Origin of the sequence: Shewanella sp. 5S214 (assembly GCF_041439795.1) — a bacterium.
In the GTDB taxonomy this organism is placed as follows: domain Bacteria; phylum Pseudomonadota; class Gammaproteobacteria; order Enterobacterales; family Shewanellaceae; genus Shewanella; species Shewanella vesiculosa.
In genome coordinates this window covers 183,953-199,751 of sequence record NZ_JBGOOV010000003.1, presented here as the reverse complement: position 1 = coordinate 199,751, position 15,799 = coordinate 183,953, and the positions used below count along the sequence as shown (strand labels likewise).

Here is a 15,799-nt window from a genome sequence, read left to right as displayed (position 1 = left end):
TAATATACTTAATATTAACGAGGACGTAGTTTCCAATGATTACCTTCTAAACGGGTAAATGTACAACCTGAGTTACCATGGCCTTTGCCATTATTAAATGAATATATGTAATCGACACCAGCAAAGTTTTGGTCTTCTAAGTTCACTATGACAATGCTTTCCAATGTATAAGCCTCTTCACCGACTTCTCGCTCATAGTTCTTTACATAAGTAGAGAAACCTTTAGCTAAACGAGGGTGCTCATGCAATGACGGGTCGATAAAAGTTTTGAACAACTCAATATCGTTGGTTTTTAGTATTTCCCTGTAAATCTTACATTTATCAAGAAAAATATTATCGGTATTACTGTTCGCAATAAAATTATAATTACTATCATCTGCATACGATTCATATGACAAGCTAACGAGCAAAGCCAATATTAGCGACTTAACTACAATATTCATGATTACTCTTCCCACATTAAATTGCTTGGCTGGTTGTTGGATCGAAGTACCTACAATTCACCGGATTAGAAGCTGACTCTGGCTTAACATTTAATCTAAGTTTAGTAAAAAACTGGCTTCCAGGTTCGAAATCTACTTTAGCAGATGTAATACCACTAACCACATCTACATTATTTGAAAAACAAACATAATATGTCGCCCGAGAGTCGGGAACTGTAATACCTACAAGTTCGAAGTCAACCTCTCCTTGTGGTAAAGTTAATTTCTTGGTACGTTTAGTTTGACCTGCTGTTGATTCATCAACGACAATAATGCCACCCATATTTATAATGAAATAACTTACTGCCTTTTCACTTGAATTACGATAGCCTTTTATTACTATAAAAACCCCAAAATACATCCTTTTAAACAGTAAAATCAGTTTTTAAGTTTGATAATCAGCTTATAGGCCAAAATCAAGACAATACTAGCTGATTGATATCAACCAACAATAATCGTGCGTGGCCATGTTATTAGAATCAACCCATCCACGCCGATGCTCAAAATTCTCACCTGTTGAATTATCGATAGCACACAGAAAAGCCTTACGTACCACACGTGAACAGCAGTGGCAACTTTCTATATACAAGGGTAAGGTGTGTCATCTAAACTAATAATTGTTTGTCTTGGTCTGGCCATCTTCAACTACCATTTTGAAAGGGTAATTAAAGCGTAGCTTGTTGTTCGATATTTAGCCAACAATCCTGGGTAGCCATGTTAATTAACATAGTTGTCAAGATGAATGACTATGTTAATTTTATCTAGTACCGATATCGTCTAGGTTTACCGGATAATTAAACTTAATAAATAAGTAAAGCAAACTTGAATATGGGAAAACCCAGCTATTAAGGATGTAAACTTGGCCATCGGTTAACTTAATTTCAATAGAGTCGATCTGATTCTGTCGAAATGAGTAGTCATTTCTCGATGAGTAATATTGATACCATTTAACGTCTATTTGGCTTATTTGACTACTAGATAATGTAATTGGATTTAAAAATGGCGGTTTATGCCCCAATGTTTTTTGAACACTATATTGACGAATAAATGGCGGTAATACTAACTGGTCAACAGATATCCCTATATGACTATTACGAAGACGTTCTGATGACCTAACACCGTTGTTTTTGAGTGAAAATTTAACTCTTAATTTATAATATATTCCGAGACAGAACAATGTCACTAAAGGTACACTTAGGCTGTAAAATGGCTCACGATTCATTTTAAAAAAACGTGGAAAATTGTCCACCAAAGCACCATTAGTGGGCACTAGCATAGTGAAAGAGATAAATAATAATATCAATAGCAGCGTAGCTAATCTAACCTCATCTTTTAATGGTAACCGCTTTAGCCCCCACGTTATTGGTAATTGCACAATTTTACTTTTACTAATACCATTATATTTCTTTCTAATATAACCAACAAACCAACGTTTATCTGTGAGTAAATAATATAAATCGTTCAAAATCACATTTCCCTATCTTAATTTCGAGCCGAACTTTTTGACTAGCCGCGTTAACTTTTATTCATTCTAGCGTAAAAAAGTGAGCTTTCTAAACAGAAAGCTCACTTTAATTCATCATTAAACCTAAAGAGGAGTATCACTAAAATACCACTTAGTTTTGATGCGATCGAACTTGCATCCATCTACTCTACGAATATTTACACCTTCAATGTATATGCTAACTTCTTTCGACTCTTCAACACCTATCCTTTCGACGGCTTTTGGGTGCGACTGTATATTTTCAATACCCGTTATTAATATTTCTTTAGGTGAACTATTGTAGTCTTCTTCGAATTTACTATGTTTTTTATTAAGTTGTTTCTTGAGTGTATCTTCGCCTATAATAGTTACAATTTGACTAGGAAATTCATTCAAAAAGGAACTTAAATCATTTTTTATATATCTCAAATAAAGCTAAACAACGTTTTGCTAAGGGATCGTCTTCAATCTCACTTGCTGAAGTAGGATTCCATACAATAAACAATAACGATAAAAATAAAATCCTAATAAAATTAACCATTTTGTAAAATATTTACTTTATTAGTTGAATTGTTAATATAAGCAAAATTTGAGATACTTGCATTAACCTTTTTAGCAACAGTAATTTTAAATAATTTGTGGCATTTCGAACTAAATCCCGGCCTGAAAGTGCATTACTACCACTGTTTATAGCTACATTATCAGAAAAACAAATATAATAGGTTCCAATATCATCAGGAGCTTCAATACCCTTTAGCTCCACAGTATAACTACCAGGTTGTAATTGTTCACTGATATTGACAACTCTCGCCCACTAGACATCAAACCTATTTGCTTGTTGTTTATCCAAAGAGCAAATTTATCATCTGCATTATTGCCATTATCTCCAAATCTACTATCGACCCTATTTTCAAGAAGCGTAAAAGGGGTAATTTTAAATTCTGTATTTTTTTAACTGTGACACTACCATTTTTTGCATTTTCTGGAACTATTGGTTCTTTGTAATAACAGCCTTCTCTTGTCCTGTTGCAGAATTAAACCATACCTCAGTATTTTTATCGATAGATAAAGATGCCACCCATTTTATGAAATTTATTAAATTAAAAAGATGGGTAGAAATGCTATTATTTTATAAATCAGCAAAATCTTGAGGGTCTTGGGCAATACACCAATCCCAAGCGGCTTGGGTTACAGGTGACTCGTCACTGGTTTTATCACCGTCAGCTAAATCAGCCATTTCAAAGGCCAGCCCCATTATTTTCTGATTAATCACATCACGAAAACTATCATTATCCACGGGATAAAGATCAAGGATTATCTCACGCGCAAAATCATGATCTTCTTTGTTAGATTGCACTCCTAGAGCCATTCGGTCAGTCGAAGTCGCCATCGTCGAACACTCATCCCACTGCTTATCTTTGTTTAGCAGGTCTTGATTGCTGATACCACTTTGTATACTTTCACTTAGTTGCTCCCTATAAATATTACTGTCAAAGTCCCACGGCATTTGTTCTTTTTCTGTGGCGAGACTTTGAGCACAACACAATAGCGAGGCTATCACGAAAGTGAATTTTAGTTTCGAAAGTTGCTTGCTTGACATAAAAATCTCTTCATTTAAATAAAAAATCAGTGCAGCTGGACCCGCACTATAATGTGGTACTGTTTATTCTTAATTAGTGACTAAGCATTGTATTTACTTAAACTACCTTCTTTAAAGAACTACAAAGAACTACGAGGCCACCCATTTTTATAATGAAATAACTTACTGCCTTTCCACCTGAATTACGATAGCCCTTTGTAACTATAAAAAATCCCAAATACATCCTTTAAAATGGTTAATTAATTTTTAAATTTGGTATCCAACTGCGAAGGGTAGCCATGTTAATTTGATTTCGATTAATTGATTTAAACTATAAAAAGTAGTGTTTAAACAACATACCTGTAACAGTAATATTAGCTAAAAGAGGAAATGTTATGGCTATAATATTAGGCAAAAAAGTCCATGACCAATTGCCGTGCTGCGTTGTCATTGGGTAGTCGAAAAAACACAACATGTAAACAATGTGCTTAAGCGGGAAGTACATAGCATTAAGAGTAATGATTTCGCCGCTCTTTAGCTCAATATCACACGCGATAATATGATTGCGCACATGTAAACGATGCATTTGAGATTTATATCTTACTCTGATGCGCTCAATGTTGTCGCGCTGCAACTCCAACAACCCAACCGGTTTATCAATGATCGTATTTGCAGGAATGGCTAGACGTTGCTGACTAACATAGCAACGTAATGTCCCGCTAATACCGTAACGTCGCCTAACCAGCCAATAACGCCCTATTAAGTAGACAGGTAATAATCCAATGTTGATTAATACTAATGCACGAGCAAGCTCAGTATCAGGGAAGTTAAGAGGTAGCACAGACAAACCGACCATGAAAATAAACAATAACAGCGAAACACCTAAAGACAGAGGGTAAACTATATTAGCGACATATAAACTCACATCACTCTGTGCATTAAAGTCACGCATCCCTTTAATGTGCAGGTTATAAAACCAAGATTTATCATCTAACGCTATTTTTTTGGCCATATACCCTTCTCTTTATCACACTAAAAAACCGAAAAACATTAATAACCAGATAATTAAGCATATCTTTCTAAAAAATGTAAAAGACCGGTGTCGGGCTGAAACGATTATATAAACGCGAGGGTTGATTAAATAGGCTGATTAACAGACCATCAATATCAACGTTGATGATCTAAAAAATCAACCTTCCCATTTTGATTAGTATCGCCACTGCCTTCAATCAAATCTGAAATGCTGTCGCCGTCAGAGTCGGAATCAAGCCAATTGGGTTGATTATCATCATCTGGATCGATCGTTGAATTTAGCATACCAAAAATAAACTCTAAACCATCAAGTATCTTGTCTTGATCCATATCATTTTCAAGTAAATCAGAACCTAATGCACGCTCTTTCATGTCATCGAATGAATCAACGTCAGTGTCATTAAAAAATACAATTTCGTAAGAGAGGTCTGGCCCCCCTGCAAAATTTTCATCAATCAGACTCAGTTGATATGTACCCGGATCATATATTGTAAAGTTCACCACGTAGATATTAGGGTTTGCATATTGATACAAAAAGATGTCATTCATAACAAGGCCATCTTTATTTGAAAGATACACTTGTGGTTTAAATCTCGCTGATGACGTTTTGAAAACCGCTGTGTATTGTTTAAGCTCAGTTGTTACAAACTTAAACAGATCACCTTTGTCCAATTCAGAGCTTATGACACCTTGAACTCTAACCCCTACATCAATTTCTATCCGCGTGGCGATGCCAGGGTAATCGTTCGGTTCCTGTTCGATGAATAGTGGATATTTACTCTTACTCGCATCAAACGGATAGTCATCTTGCTCATCGAGCACGCCATCGCCATCTTCATCCTTGTTTTCCCAGGTACCAACAAACTCGACAAGACCTGAAGTAGCCACTTGATTCGGTGAAATAACTGCCACGATAGGATCTGCTACAGTCACAGAAATTGTCGGTTGCAGCACGCCTTCGGCTAAATCACTATTACAACCACTCATGACTAAGTTTGCAGCTAACAACATCGCTAACCAAAGTACATTATGTTCCATTGCCTATATCCCTATATAAATCCATTTTTTCAATTTTTACTGATGTTATTCCAAGCTCATCTTTACGTTAATAACAATCTAAAAGGTGCTTGCATCCGCACAGTTCACCTTACCAAACCTGAGTTAAATAACTCTCCCCCGCGATTTACTACCGTTGACTACAGTGCATTACAAACGAGCGGTTCTGGCGTAAAAATACTAAGCAGAGGTTTTGCCCAGTCAAACACTTAAGTCATCATAATCTGTGAGGTAAGCAATACGATATATAACAGAAACATCCCACCTAAAAATGTCAGAGGTATTGGATAACGATAACTGATTTTTGGAGAATAACGCTGCTGTATGTATTCGATAAGCTCAGGTAATGCTATTACGTTTACCCGAGATAAATTGACAACTTCGCCATTGTTTAACATTAAACATGCATGGGTGTATATCTCGCCTTTAGCCGCCGTGTTAAAAATAGCACCGGGTTTAACATAGCGGTAAATATGATAAAAACGTTGAATACGAATTTCTTCAACCCGACTAAATGGAACATATCCCGTCGAATGCAGCCCCATTAATGCTGTCGGTAATTCAATGGCTTCTTTTGTTAAGGTTGCTTTCAAACCTTTCTTAAAATAAAGAATAAAATGAAGCATAAAATGGCTAACGAGAATGATGGCTAATGCAGTAAACGTCGCCTCCAACACATATTGATAATAATCCAATGCAAATAACCCCAATGGGATACCAACTAAGCAAATCACAAATAGCGCCCAAGTGTAGTTAGATAAGGGCCACACAATTCTATTTGATGTTACAAAGACCTTATGCTGTTGTGCCAATTTGTCTGATAAAGAGGAAGTGTTGTTAAATTGGCGGAGCTTCTTTGCTAACCAAGGCATAAAAAATCACTGTAGTTTTGTATTTAAAAATATAAAAACGACTAATAAATGTTAGTCGTTTTAGTTTGTTTTTATCATCTAAAGTCTAAATCGCATTTAAAATAAACCACTCATTTGACTCTTTTTCACGACCAAATTCACATTCATAGCTTACAGGTCGATCCTCTTTAGAAAACTTGACATGAGTTAGAATTGAGCGTTGCTCAACAATATTAAATCCGGCATGCTTACTATCGCTTGCTGGATTAGGTAGCTCGTTAGTGTCGACTACAGTCACACTATCAACAGCCCCTTTTTCAGCAACCCTTCTAGCATCTTTTACTTGCATTTTTTTATAAAAATCAACAAATTTAGGATTACTACTGGTTTTAGGGTAACCATATTGTAATAACGAGTCTACATCCCCTGCTAGCTTGTAGTTGACAATGTTAACGCACCTTTTTGTAAATCTTCATCAAACTTAGCCTCTGCAACGCTGCTATTGAGTAATAAACATACCACTATAAAAAATAATTTGTACATAGTCACTTCCTTGTAAATTAACCTGATAATGACTTCTCAATCATTATTAACATTCTCCTTATCATTCACAATTTATTGTCCACTGTCACCTAAAAACAATGAAGCTTGATTATTAACCAAAAAAAACATCCTTTTGAATGTTTGACATAAAAGCAAACATCAAAAGCAATAATCAATCTGTAATTCTAATCGCAATTCATTTACACCCTGATGATGTTTGAATATCTTATGGGCAGGTTTAAGGTTCTTTCTTAATATTATTGGATACTTTATTTCAACAGGGAGTTGATATGTTAAAACCCGTGCTTATATCATTTGCCGTCATCATGACGACTATGCCAGCGATGAATGCCTACTCGGCGACAACACAAGAATTGTTTTCTGAGCCTAAAGACGTAAAAGAAGTAAAGAATGAACTTCGGCATTTCACACCAGTACAATTGATAACGTCAATTGAAGACAATAAAATTCTTTCCAAAGAAGTGAAAGGTAAACTGATTAGAACTAACTATGAATTGCCGCCGTCTTATACACCTGCCCATTTAATCAATAACTATAAAAACCAGCTCAAGGCATTAAATACCAATATCCTCTTTGAATGCGAGCAAGAAAGTTGTGGTAGTGAGGAGAAATTAGCCAAATTTATAAAACCGCTATATACAATTTCAAAAAGTTCACCCTCGTTAATTACTGCCTATATCACCCTTCCTAAAAAACAAGTATATGTGTCCATATATGCGGCGGGTTGGCAGCGCGCCACCAGCGTAGAGATCGATATTATCGAAGTAATAGAAGAGCCGTTAGATTTAGTTACCACTGACCAAAACTATTTATCACAAGAGGTGAGTGAAATAACCGTTAAGGATAACAGCCAAAAAGATACTAAAAACTCGGCTGATCACCCAATGCTAAGCCGAATTCCAGGTGCTTTTATACAAAAATATATTACACATGGTTTTAACCAAGCCTCAGTGCTTGTGGGTGATAACTATAAAACCATGGAACTGGAAGGAAAAATTACTGATATTGCTTACATATTACCACGTACTTACTCAGAATTTGAAATTGACACAAATTATCAACATGCGTTAACTAAACTTGGTTTTACAGAGGTTTATGCCTGCTTAGGAAACTCTTGCGGTGATGATTCAAAATTAGAAAGAAAGATCGCATTACTTGCAACGATTGGCTTTGACGAAAACCAATTTTATCGACTATACAAGTTAGATAGAGCTGAAGGTAATGTGTACGCTATGGTTTACGTCATTGGTTTTCCTGGCCAATTGTCAGCAGAAATCAGGATCATTGAAGAAACTACATTAAACAATAATCGTGTAGGTATTGATTTGCAGGGTTTAACCGATGAAATAGCCAAAACAGGCCATGTGGCGCTAGACGGTTTGTTGTTTAAATATGATAGTGATGAACTATTACCAGAAGCTTATCCGATTGTAGAAGTGGTCGCTCAATACCTACAAACACACCCTAAACAACTGTTTTATGTGGTAGGACATTCAGACGATCAAGGCTCGCAAGCTTATAACCAAACCTTGTCAGAAAAACGTGCGACGGCGATTAAATCCCGGTTGATCAAACAGTTCTCTATTTCTGCACAACAAGTTGAAGCTAAAGGAGTGGGTGAGTACTCACCTATAGCAAATAACCTTGATGAAAATGGCCAAAAGCAAAATCGCCGCGTTGAGTTAGTGATACGCTCTGACAATAAATAACCGACATATAAACCTTACATAATAAACAATTGTAAGTTCCCCCAAAAGGTAGCCTTGGCTACCTTTTTGCTCTTTGCATTTTTCATCCATTGATACAAATACATTTATAGACATTATTACTCAGCATATTGATACGGTGCAGACGCACGTTAGGACAAGATAATCATATGAAGTAGATATTTTTTTTATTGGTAGATTTGGACTAAAGTAAAACAAGGCAATGCGATTTTGTGCGGAGAAGCAATGGATAGTTTTTTCAGTTTGATGAGCAACGCCGTGTTATTACTGGCTCTTGTGGTTATTTATGATGCAATTACGCTACAAAACATCGTTTCCCCAAAATATAAAGATGTCTTAAGTGGCATTTTTATCGGCATGATTTCGGTGTGTTTAATGATCAATCCTTGGGAATTTCGTCAAGGAATTTTTTTTGATGCTCGCTGGATTTTATTGAGTTTAAGTGGTCTGTTTTTTGGTTTTATTCCGACATTGATTGGCTCTCTACTCGCTGCATGGTTTCGTATTTATCAAGGTGGTGCGGGGGTATTTGCTGGTACATTAATTATTTTCATCAGTTCTGCCATTGGCTTAGGTTGGCGATACTGGATTCAATCATCAAACAAGCAGATAAACTGGAAAAACTTACTACTAATGAGCCTGGTAGTAGAATTAACCGCGTTACTCAATGTATTATTAATACCTGTTGCAGATAAATACGACATCATCCTCACTATCAGCCCTACCATACTGACAGTGTATACCTGTGGCTCCATGCTATTGGGATTACTGTTAAAACAGCATCAGCAAAGACAGCAACTAGCACAAGAACTGCAGCATAATAAATCCCTTCTTGAAACCGAAAAAAACCTATTACAAAGTATCATTGATGGCATTCCCGATATTATTTTCTATAAATCGATCGATGGGATCTATTTAGGCTGTAATAAAGCATTCGCTGAACTATTAAAACTCAAACCGGAACAAATTAAATATCATAAAGATAGTGACCTCTTTGATGAGCAACAAACAAATAGGTTTATCGAAGCAGACCGTTTTGTTTTACAGAAAAAACAACCATGGAGAAATGAAGAATGGATTACAACATCTGATGGTATTGCACATATATTTAGCACCCAGAAAACACCTTTTACAGACTCATTAGGACACATTAACGGCATTGTTGGTGTTGGACGAGATCTCGCCTATCGAAAACATATTGAAAAACAATTACGTCGCAGTGAAACAACTTATCGCAACATTATTAGTACTGCCCAAGATGGCTTTTTAATCACCTCACTTGAAGGCAATATCATTGAAGCAAATCAAAGCTTTGTAAATATGACCGGTTACAGCATGAAAGAGCTAATAAACATGCCCATTAACCAAATTGAAACCAGTAACCAGCATCAATTTTCTGATGAAAATATCGACAGAGCTAAGCGAAAAAAACGTTTACACTTCACTTCACTTCATCGACATAAACAAGGCCATTTATTTCATGTTGAGGTGAATATTAGCTTTTGGGATAGTGATGAAGGAATGTTTTTCTGTTTTGTTAGAGACATTTCAGAACGCATTAATGCCGAACAAAAGCTACTACGCAGTGAATCTAAATTCAGACAAATTTTTGAAAAAATCCCCGCAATATCCGTCCAAGGTTATGATAAAGATCGCTCGGTCATTTTTTGGAATCATGCCAGTGAAAAACTGTATGGCTATACCAAAGAACAGGCCATGGGTAAAAAACTAGAAGATCTCATTATTCCTCTGCCATATCGGGAGCATGTGATAAATAATGTTAATGCGTGGATAAATGATGGTATCCCGATCCCAGCGGAAGAGTTACTTCTAAGGCATGCTGATGGCAGCAATGTTGCCGTTTATTCATCTCATGCATTAATGAACAATGCCGACAACGAAGCAGAAATGTACTGCATCGATATCGATTTAAGCGCTCAAAAAAAGGCAGAAGAACAAGCTCTCACTTTGTCACAAGCAATAGAACAAAGCCCCATATCAATGATATTAACTAATATCGACAGCAAAATTGAATATGTTAATAGTGCATTTGAAAGGATTTCAGGCTATAGCGCCAGTGACGTTATTGGTCAGGATGCCAGTATATTGAAGTCAGGATTAACCCCTAAGTCACTTTATAAGGAATTATGGGATACCATTTCTAGAGGGGATGCGTGGCAAGGTGAACTACAAAATAAAAAGAAAAATGGCGATATTTTTTGGGAACACGCACATATCGCACCTATTTTTGATAACGTTGGCGTCGCTAAACATTATTTAGCTCTAAAACAGGATGTGACTCAATATAAGCTGCAAGAAGAGCGAATAATTCAACAGGCTCACTACGATAGCTTAACAGGCTTGCCCAACAGACTACTCTCACTCGAGAGATTATCGCAAATGCTCAAAGATGCGTTTCGAAGCCAAAATAATGTCGCGGTATTATTTTTAGATTTAGACGATTTTAAAAAAGTGAATGATTCCTTGGGCCACTCTATTGGTGATGAACTATTAGTCCAAGCCGCTGCTCGATTAAAAAACACGATATCAAATAATGATCTCGTAGGTAGGTTAGGCGGCGATGAATTTATCATTATATTGGGCAATATTAACTCGCCCGCTGAAGTTGAAGTTATTGCCACTAAAATGCTCAAACGATTTTACCAACCTTTTGTGCTCAACAATCGTGAGTTAGTGTCTACGGTCAGTATTGGTATAGCTCTTTATCCGCATAACAGCGAAGACCCTAAAGAGCTACTTAGACAGGCCGATTCTGCCATGTATTATTCAAAGGACCGCGGTAGAAATACCTATAATTTCTATACCCACCAAATGGACCAGGATATAAATCGACGTCTAAGAGTTGAAGAGCAATTACGTAATGCTTTGAAACGAAGAGAATTCGAGGTTTACTTTCAGCCACTTGTAGAAATAAAAAGTCGTAAAATTATTGGTGCTGAGGCGCTTTTACGCTGGAAAAATGCATTACTCGGCCAAGTAACACCAGATGAATTCATTCCTATTGCGGAACAAACCGGACTAATCATCCCTATCGGTCAATATGTTATTGATATTGCATTTAATGCCACGAAAAAATGGCAGCAACAGTTTCAGTCTCAATTTAAAATTGCTATCAATGTTTCCCCTAAGCAATTTAGGGAAAATACCTTTATTGATATGCTTAAAATGCAGCTTGAGAAACACCAGATCCACGTCAGTTCTGTAGAACTTGAAATCACCGAAGGAGTATTACTTAATGGTGACCCGATTATCAATAGTAACTTAACCAGCATAAATGATATTGGTGTCAGCATCTCGATGGATGATTTTGGTACTGGATATTCGTCACTCAGTTATCTGCGTAGTTATCCGTTTGACACCTTAAAAGTAGATAAAAGCTTTATTAATGATATTACCGTTGATCCTGGCGATCTGGAACTTGTCGGGGCAGCGATCGCCATGGGACATGGACTTAACTTAAAGGTTGTTGCTGAAGGTATAGAAACTGAAGAACAGTATCATCTGCTACGTTCATTAAAATGTGATTATGGTCAGGGCTACTTATTCAGTAAGCCATTACCTAGAGCTGAATTTGAGGAACTGCTACAAATACAGGTAAAATCAGCTGATAAATAACATGTTTAATCATGCGAAAATCAAAAATGCCTGTCAGCTCGCTGACAGGCATTAATAATTCGATTCGACAATTAAGCTATTTCCACTTAATTACTCACGATAATAAACAGCATGCTGCGTTAATTATCTGGCTAGCTTGGTGATTAAATTAAGCGGTTTTCACTTTCCAATTGACCGTTTGGCCAGCAAAAAATGGCACGATAGGGCTACCGTTAGGTAAAATAATCTCTTCTGGTACTGTCCATTCTTGTTTGACTAACGTTACGGTACCTGTATTACGTGGCAGACCATAAAAGTCTGCGCCATGTAAGCTGGCAAAACCTTCGAGCTTATCTAAGACACCTAAGTTATCAAATACTTGTGCATATAGCTCTAACGCACTCCAGGCACTGTAACAGCCTGCGCAGCCACAAGCTGACTCTTTGCGGTGTTTTTCATGTGGCGCTGAATCGGTACCTAAAAAGAATTTACTTGAACCAGTCGCCACTGCAGCTTGCAATGCATGCTGGTGAATGTTGCGCTTTAATACGGGTAAGCAAAAGTTATGCGGACGAATACCACCTACTAACATATCGTTACGGTTTAACAATAAATGCTGTGGTGTAATGGTTGCGGCAACATTAGCAGAAGCATCGGCAACAAATTCAGCCGCCTCTTTTGTGGTGATATGCTCAAACACGACTTTAAGGCTAGGAATAGCTTCGACAATACGCGATAAGTAGCGATCGATAAATAACTTTTCACGATCAAAAATATCAATATGCGATTCGGTCACTTCGCCATGCACCAGTAATAACATACCTTGCTGCGCCATCACCTCAAATATTGGGAATAACTCATCTAATGCTTTAACTGCGGCATCGGAGTTGGTTGTCGCCCCAGCAGGGTATAATTTGCAAGCTACAACACCTGCCGCTTTCGCATCAATAATGTCTTGAGCGCTGGTATTATTGGTTAAAAATAGCGTCATTAATGGCTTAAAGTCACTTCCACTTGGACGAGCGGCTAAGATACGCTCCTTATAAGCCATAGCCATAGCAGCTGTCGTCACTGGTGGAACTAAATTCGGCATCACAATGGCGCGTTTAAATAATCTAGCTGTAGCCGGAACCGTCTCACCTAACATGTCCCCATCTCGAAAATGAAGATGCCAATCATCGGGAGCGGTTAAGGTAATGTGCGTCATGTGGGTTCCTTGGCTTAAATAACATATTGTTAGCTGTTATTGTGCCTGAATTCGGATTTTCTTAATAGATGCATAATTTGAACGCAGACTTTTCTATATCAAAAAATCAGCCTATGTTGACGAATAGATCTAGGAATATGTCGCTATGCTATTATGTTAAAAGGACGTTTTTTATAAAGAGATGACATTGTTAACTAATATCGGATCAAAATTCCTGCTTAATACATGCCTTATTATCGCCAGTATCATGGCGATAATAGCGATTTCTGGCTGCGACAAAATGGTGGTAATGAAAACGCCTGATCATCTGCAGCGGCTGGTTAATGAGACGCTCATTGATGGCGTACTATCAAGCGATGCCAGCATAGCGGTGACATTAAGCAGAAGCCGTACATTATCGATATGGCAAGTTGCGACTGGCAAATTATTGCAGCAATGGTCTGACGATGACTTTGATGAAACCAATTACCTCGTGGCGTTGTCAGCGAATAAACATTACCTTGCGACGGCCAGTAAACACCAAATATCTATCTTTAACCTTAACACAGGAAAGTTAGACATACGTTGGTTCGCTCAGGGTTTCAATCCTGATGCCAGTATTTCGAGCCTTGCTCTGAGCCAAACAGGCAGTACTATTTTGGTGGGGATGAATGATGGCTCAATTACTGTGATCCAAAGGAGCAGTATGACAATGTCATTATTTAAACAACATAGCGCTGCCGTTAATCATGTTGAGCTATCCAATTTTGAACAACAAGTCCTATCGACTGGGATTGATGGCGATGCACACATTTGGGCCACGTATAGCGGTGAATTAATAAGCAGCTTTTCTCGTCCGCAGCAGATCACTAGCGTGAGTTTTGATGAAGCCAATCGACGCTTGTTCATTGCCGATGCCCTCGACAATAATGTCATTATCGATACTCAAACCACGCAACCCATTAGCCAACTTGATTACCTTGAACGTTACCGCTATTTTCGACAGGCGTTATTCATTAACCATGGTAAAAACCTAATTACCGCAACCTCAAAACAAAGTGTTATCTATTGGGATGCTGACTCAGGAAAAGAACTTTCTCATTGGGACATTACCGCTTATAACGCTGGTACAACCGTATTTTCAATGGTGCTACAAACCAATGGAAAATTATTAACCCTAAGCTCAGACGGCGCGCTTGAAACCTGGAGTTTATGAGTGAGTATTGACATGGAATTATCAATGATAAGTAGCAATATTGTGGTTGTTTTGGCTAGCACTATGATGCAATAAACCTCGTAGAAAATTAAATTTTGCTGGTGAGTTCAAAGATCTGTTTATATATTAAATCGACATAAACAATAATCTTGCATGTACAAACTAAACTCAGTATATATAGCATATGCTATAAATGAGGTGCTAAATGGTAAGACCCAAAATCCCCCGAACCATATGTGGTCAATTAGCCAATATTTGCTTTAAGCCTAATGGTATTCCTATGGTGCAATTAGAGCAGGTTCCACTTGCAGAAGATGAAATTGAAGCTTTGCGCTTAGTTGACTTGCTAGGAATGCAGCAGCAAGAAGCCGCTAAGTCGATGGGAATATCCCGCCAAACCTTGGCTAACTTAGTGAAAGGAGCTCGATATAAAGTGGTTGATAGCCTTATTTATGGCAAAGCGTTGATGACAAATATATCAACTAAATAGTAAACACTGGTAACACGCATTGGCGTGTTTAGGTAAGTCTAATGCAAGCAGTATTAAAAGACTCTGGCCTCAAAATAACCACACAAAGATGTAAGTTACTTGAGTTTTTAACTCAAGTCGATGAGCAGCATTTCACAGTAGAAAATATCTATCAGGGGTTAAATGCTCGGGGAGAAGCAATTGGCCTTAATTCTGTATATCGAATTATGACCCATTTTGAGCGGGCTGGCCTCGTTGTTAGACGACTATTTGAATCTGAAAGTGCCGTTTATGAACTCAATAATAAGCCCCGCCATGATCATTTACTTTGCTTAACTTGCGGTAAGTTAATTGATTTTATCGATCCCTTGATTGAGCTGCGCTTAGGGTTAGCGGCAGAGCATCACGGTATGAGTATTCATCACCATAGCCTCAATATGTATGGTTATTGCTTTAATTGCCAACATGCACTTGACAAAAAATCAGATAAACAGAAAACCTAATAAATAGTCACTTCATTATTAATCAATTTTTTCTTG

The 15,799-nt window shown here is 37.4% G+C and carries 15 protein-coding genes and 1 pseudogene; 5 read left to right on the top strand and 11 right to left on the bottom strand.

Going from position 1 to position 15,799, the window contains the following annotated elements; genetic code table 11:
• Nucleotides 1–14: 14 nt before the first annotated feature.
• The 10 genes and pseudogenes from ACED29_RS03190 to ACED29_RS03145 form a co-directional block, all read right to left on the bottom strand.
• Entirely contained in the window at nt 15–275 is a 261-nt protein-coding gene (locus ACED29_RS03190; protein WP_371697017.1) for a hypothetical protein, read from the bottom strand.
• 184 nt (nt 276–459) lie between these two features.
• The gene (locus ACED29_RS03185; protein ID WP_371697016.1) at nt 460–843 is read right to left on the bottom strand and encodes a hypothetical protein; all 384 of its coding nucleotides are present in this window, start codon (nt 841–843) and stop codon (nt 460–462) included.
• Between the two features lie 114 nt (nt 844–957).
• Nucleotides 958–1,121 (bottom strand): annotated as a pseudogene (locus ACED29_RS03180) (transposase); the annotation flags it as partial.
• 118 nt (nt 1,122–1,239) lie between these two features.
• Complete coding sequence (locus tag ACED29_RS03175) at nt 1,240–1,947, bottom strand: hypothetical protein (RefSeq protein WP_371697015.1); 708 nt, start codon at nt 1,945–1,947, stop codon at nt 1,240–1,242.
• 123 nt (nt 1,948–2,070) lie between these two features.
• The gene (locus ACED29_RS03170; protein ID WP_371697014.1) at nt 2,071–2,361 is read right to left on the bottom strand and encodes a hypothetical protein; all 291 of its coding nucleotides are present in this window, start codon (nt 2,359–2,361) and stop codon (nt 2,071–2,073) included.
• Nucleotides 2,362–3,094: 733 nt separating this feature from the next.
• On the bottom strand, nt 3,095–3,565 hold the full coding sequence (locus ACED29_RS03165) for a hypothetical protein (RefSeq protein ID WP_371697013.1): 471 nt from the start codon (nt 3,563–3,565) through the stop codon (nt 3,095–3,097).
• A 310-nt stretch (nt 3,566–3,875) separates the two neighbouring features.
• On the bottom strand, nt 3,876–4,556 hold the full coding sequence (locus ACED29_RS03160; RefSeq protein ID WP_371697012.1) for a hypothetical protein: 681 nt from the start codon (nt 4,554–4,556) through the stop codon (nt 3,876–3,878).
• A gap of 155 nt (nt 4,557–4,711) precedes the next feature.
• The gene (locus tag ACED29_RS03155) at nt 4,712–5,614 is read right to left on the bottom strand and encodes a hypothetical protein (protein WP_371697011.1); all 903 of its coding nucleotides are present in this window, start codon (nt 5,612–5,614) and stop codon (nt 4,712–4,714) included.
• A gap of 227 nt (nt 5,615–5,841) precedes the next feature.
• Nucleotides 5,842–6,504, bottom strand: coding sequence for a hypothetical protein (locus ACED29_RS03150; protein ID WP_371697010.1), 663 nt, complete (start codon nt 6,502–6,504; stop codon nt 5,842–5,844).
• A gap of 85 nt (nt 6,505–6,589) precedes the next feature.
• The gene (locus ACED29_RS03145) at nt 6,590–6,832 is read right to left on the bottom strand and encodes a hypothetical protein (protein ID WP_371697009.1); all 243 of its coding nucleotides are present in this window, start codon (nt 6,830–6,832) and stop codon (nt 6,590–6,592) included.
• 484 nt (nt 6,833–7,316) lie between these two features.
• Between ACED29_RS03145 and ACED29_RS03140 the strand changes: the two genes are divergently transcribed.
• Both ACED29_RS03140 and ACED29_RS03135 read left to right on the top strand, forming a co-directional pair.
• A complete protein-coding gene (locus ACED29_RS03140) occupies nt 7,317–8,756 on the top strand; it encodes an OmpA family protein (protein WP_371697008.1) in 1,440 nt (479 codons plus the stop codon).
• Nucleotides 8,757–8,999: 243 nt separating this feature from the next.
• Nucleotides 9,000–12,410 carry a PAS domain S-box protein gene (locus ACED29_RS03135; protein WP_371697007.1) on the top strand — a complete coding sequence of 1,137 codons (3,411 nt, stop codon included), beginning with the start codon at nt 9,000–9,002 and terminating at the stop codon, nt 12,408–12,410.
• 148 nt (nt 12,411–12,558) lie between these two features.
• On the opposite strand, the gene pyrC is transcribed toward ACED29_RS03135, so the two are convergent.
• Nucleotides 12,559–13,596, bottom strand: coding sequence for a dihydroorotase (gene pyrC / locus ACED29_RS03130; protein WP_182723414.1), 1,038 nt, complete (start codon nt 13,594–13,596; stop codon nt 12,559–12,561).
• Nucleotides 13,597–13,885: 289 nt separating this feature from the next.
• Between pyrC and ACED29_RS03125 the strand changes: the two genes are divergently transcribed.
• The 3 genes from ACED29_RS03125 to ACED29_RS03115 all read left to right on the top strand — a co-directional run bounded on the left by ACED29_RS03125 (nt 13,886) and on the right by ACED29_RS03115 (nt 15,763).
• Nucleotides 13,886–14,791: a WD40 repeat domain-containing protein gene (locus ACED29_RS03125; RefSeq protein ID WP_259395311.1), complete on the top strand. Its 906-nt coding sequence runs from the start codon at nt 13,886–13,888 to the stop codon at nt 14,789–14,791.
• A gap of 205 nt (nt 14,792–14,996) precedes the next feature.
• Nucleotides 14,997–15,281 carry a DUF134 domain-containing protein gene (locus ACED29_RS03120; protein WP_371697006.1) on the top strand — a complete coding sequence of 95 codons (285 nt, stop codon included), beginning with the start codon at nt 14,997–14,999 and terminating at the stop codon, nt 15,279–15,281.
• Between the two features lie 41 nt (nt 15,282–15,322).
• Nucleotides 15,323–15,763, top strand: coding sequence for a transcriptional repressor (locus ACED29_RS03115; protein ID WP_124017353.1), 441 nt, complete (start codon nt 15,323–15,325; stop codon nt 15,761–15,763).
• The last annotated feature ends 36 nt before the right edge of the window (nt 15,764–15,799 follow it).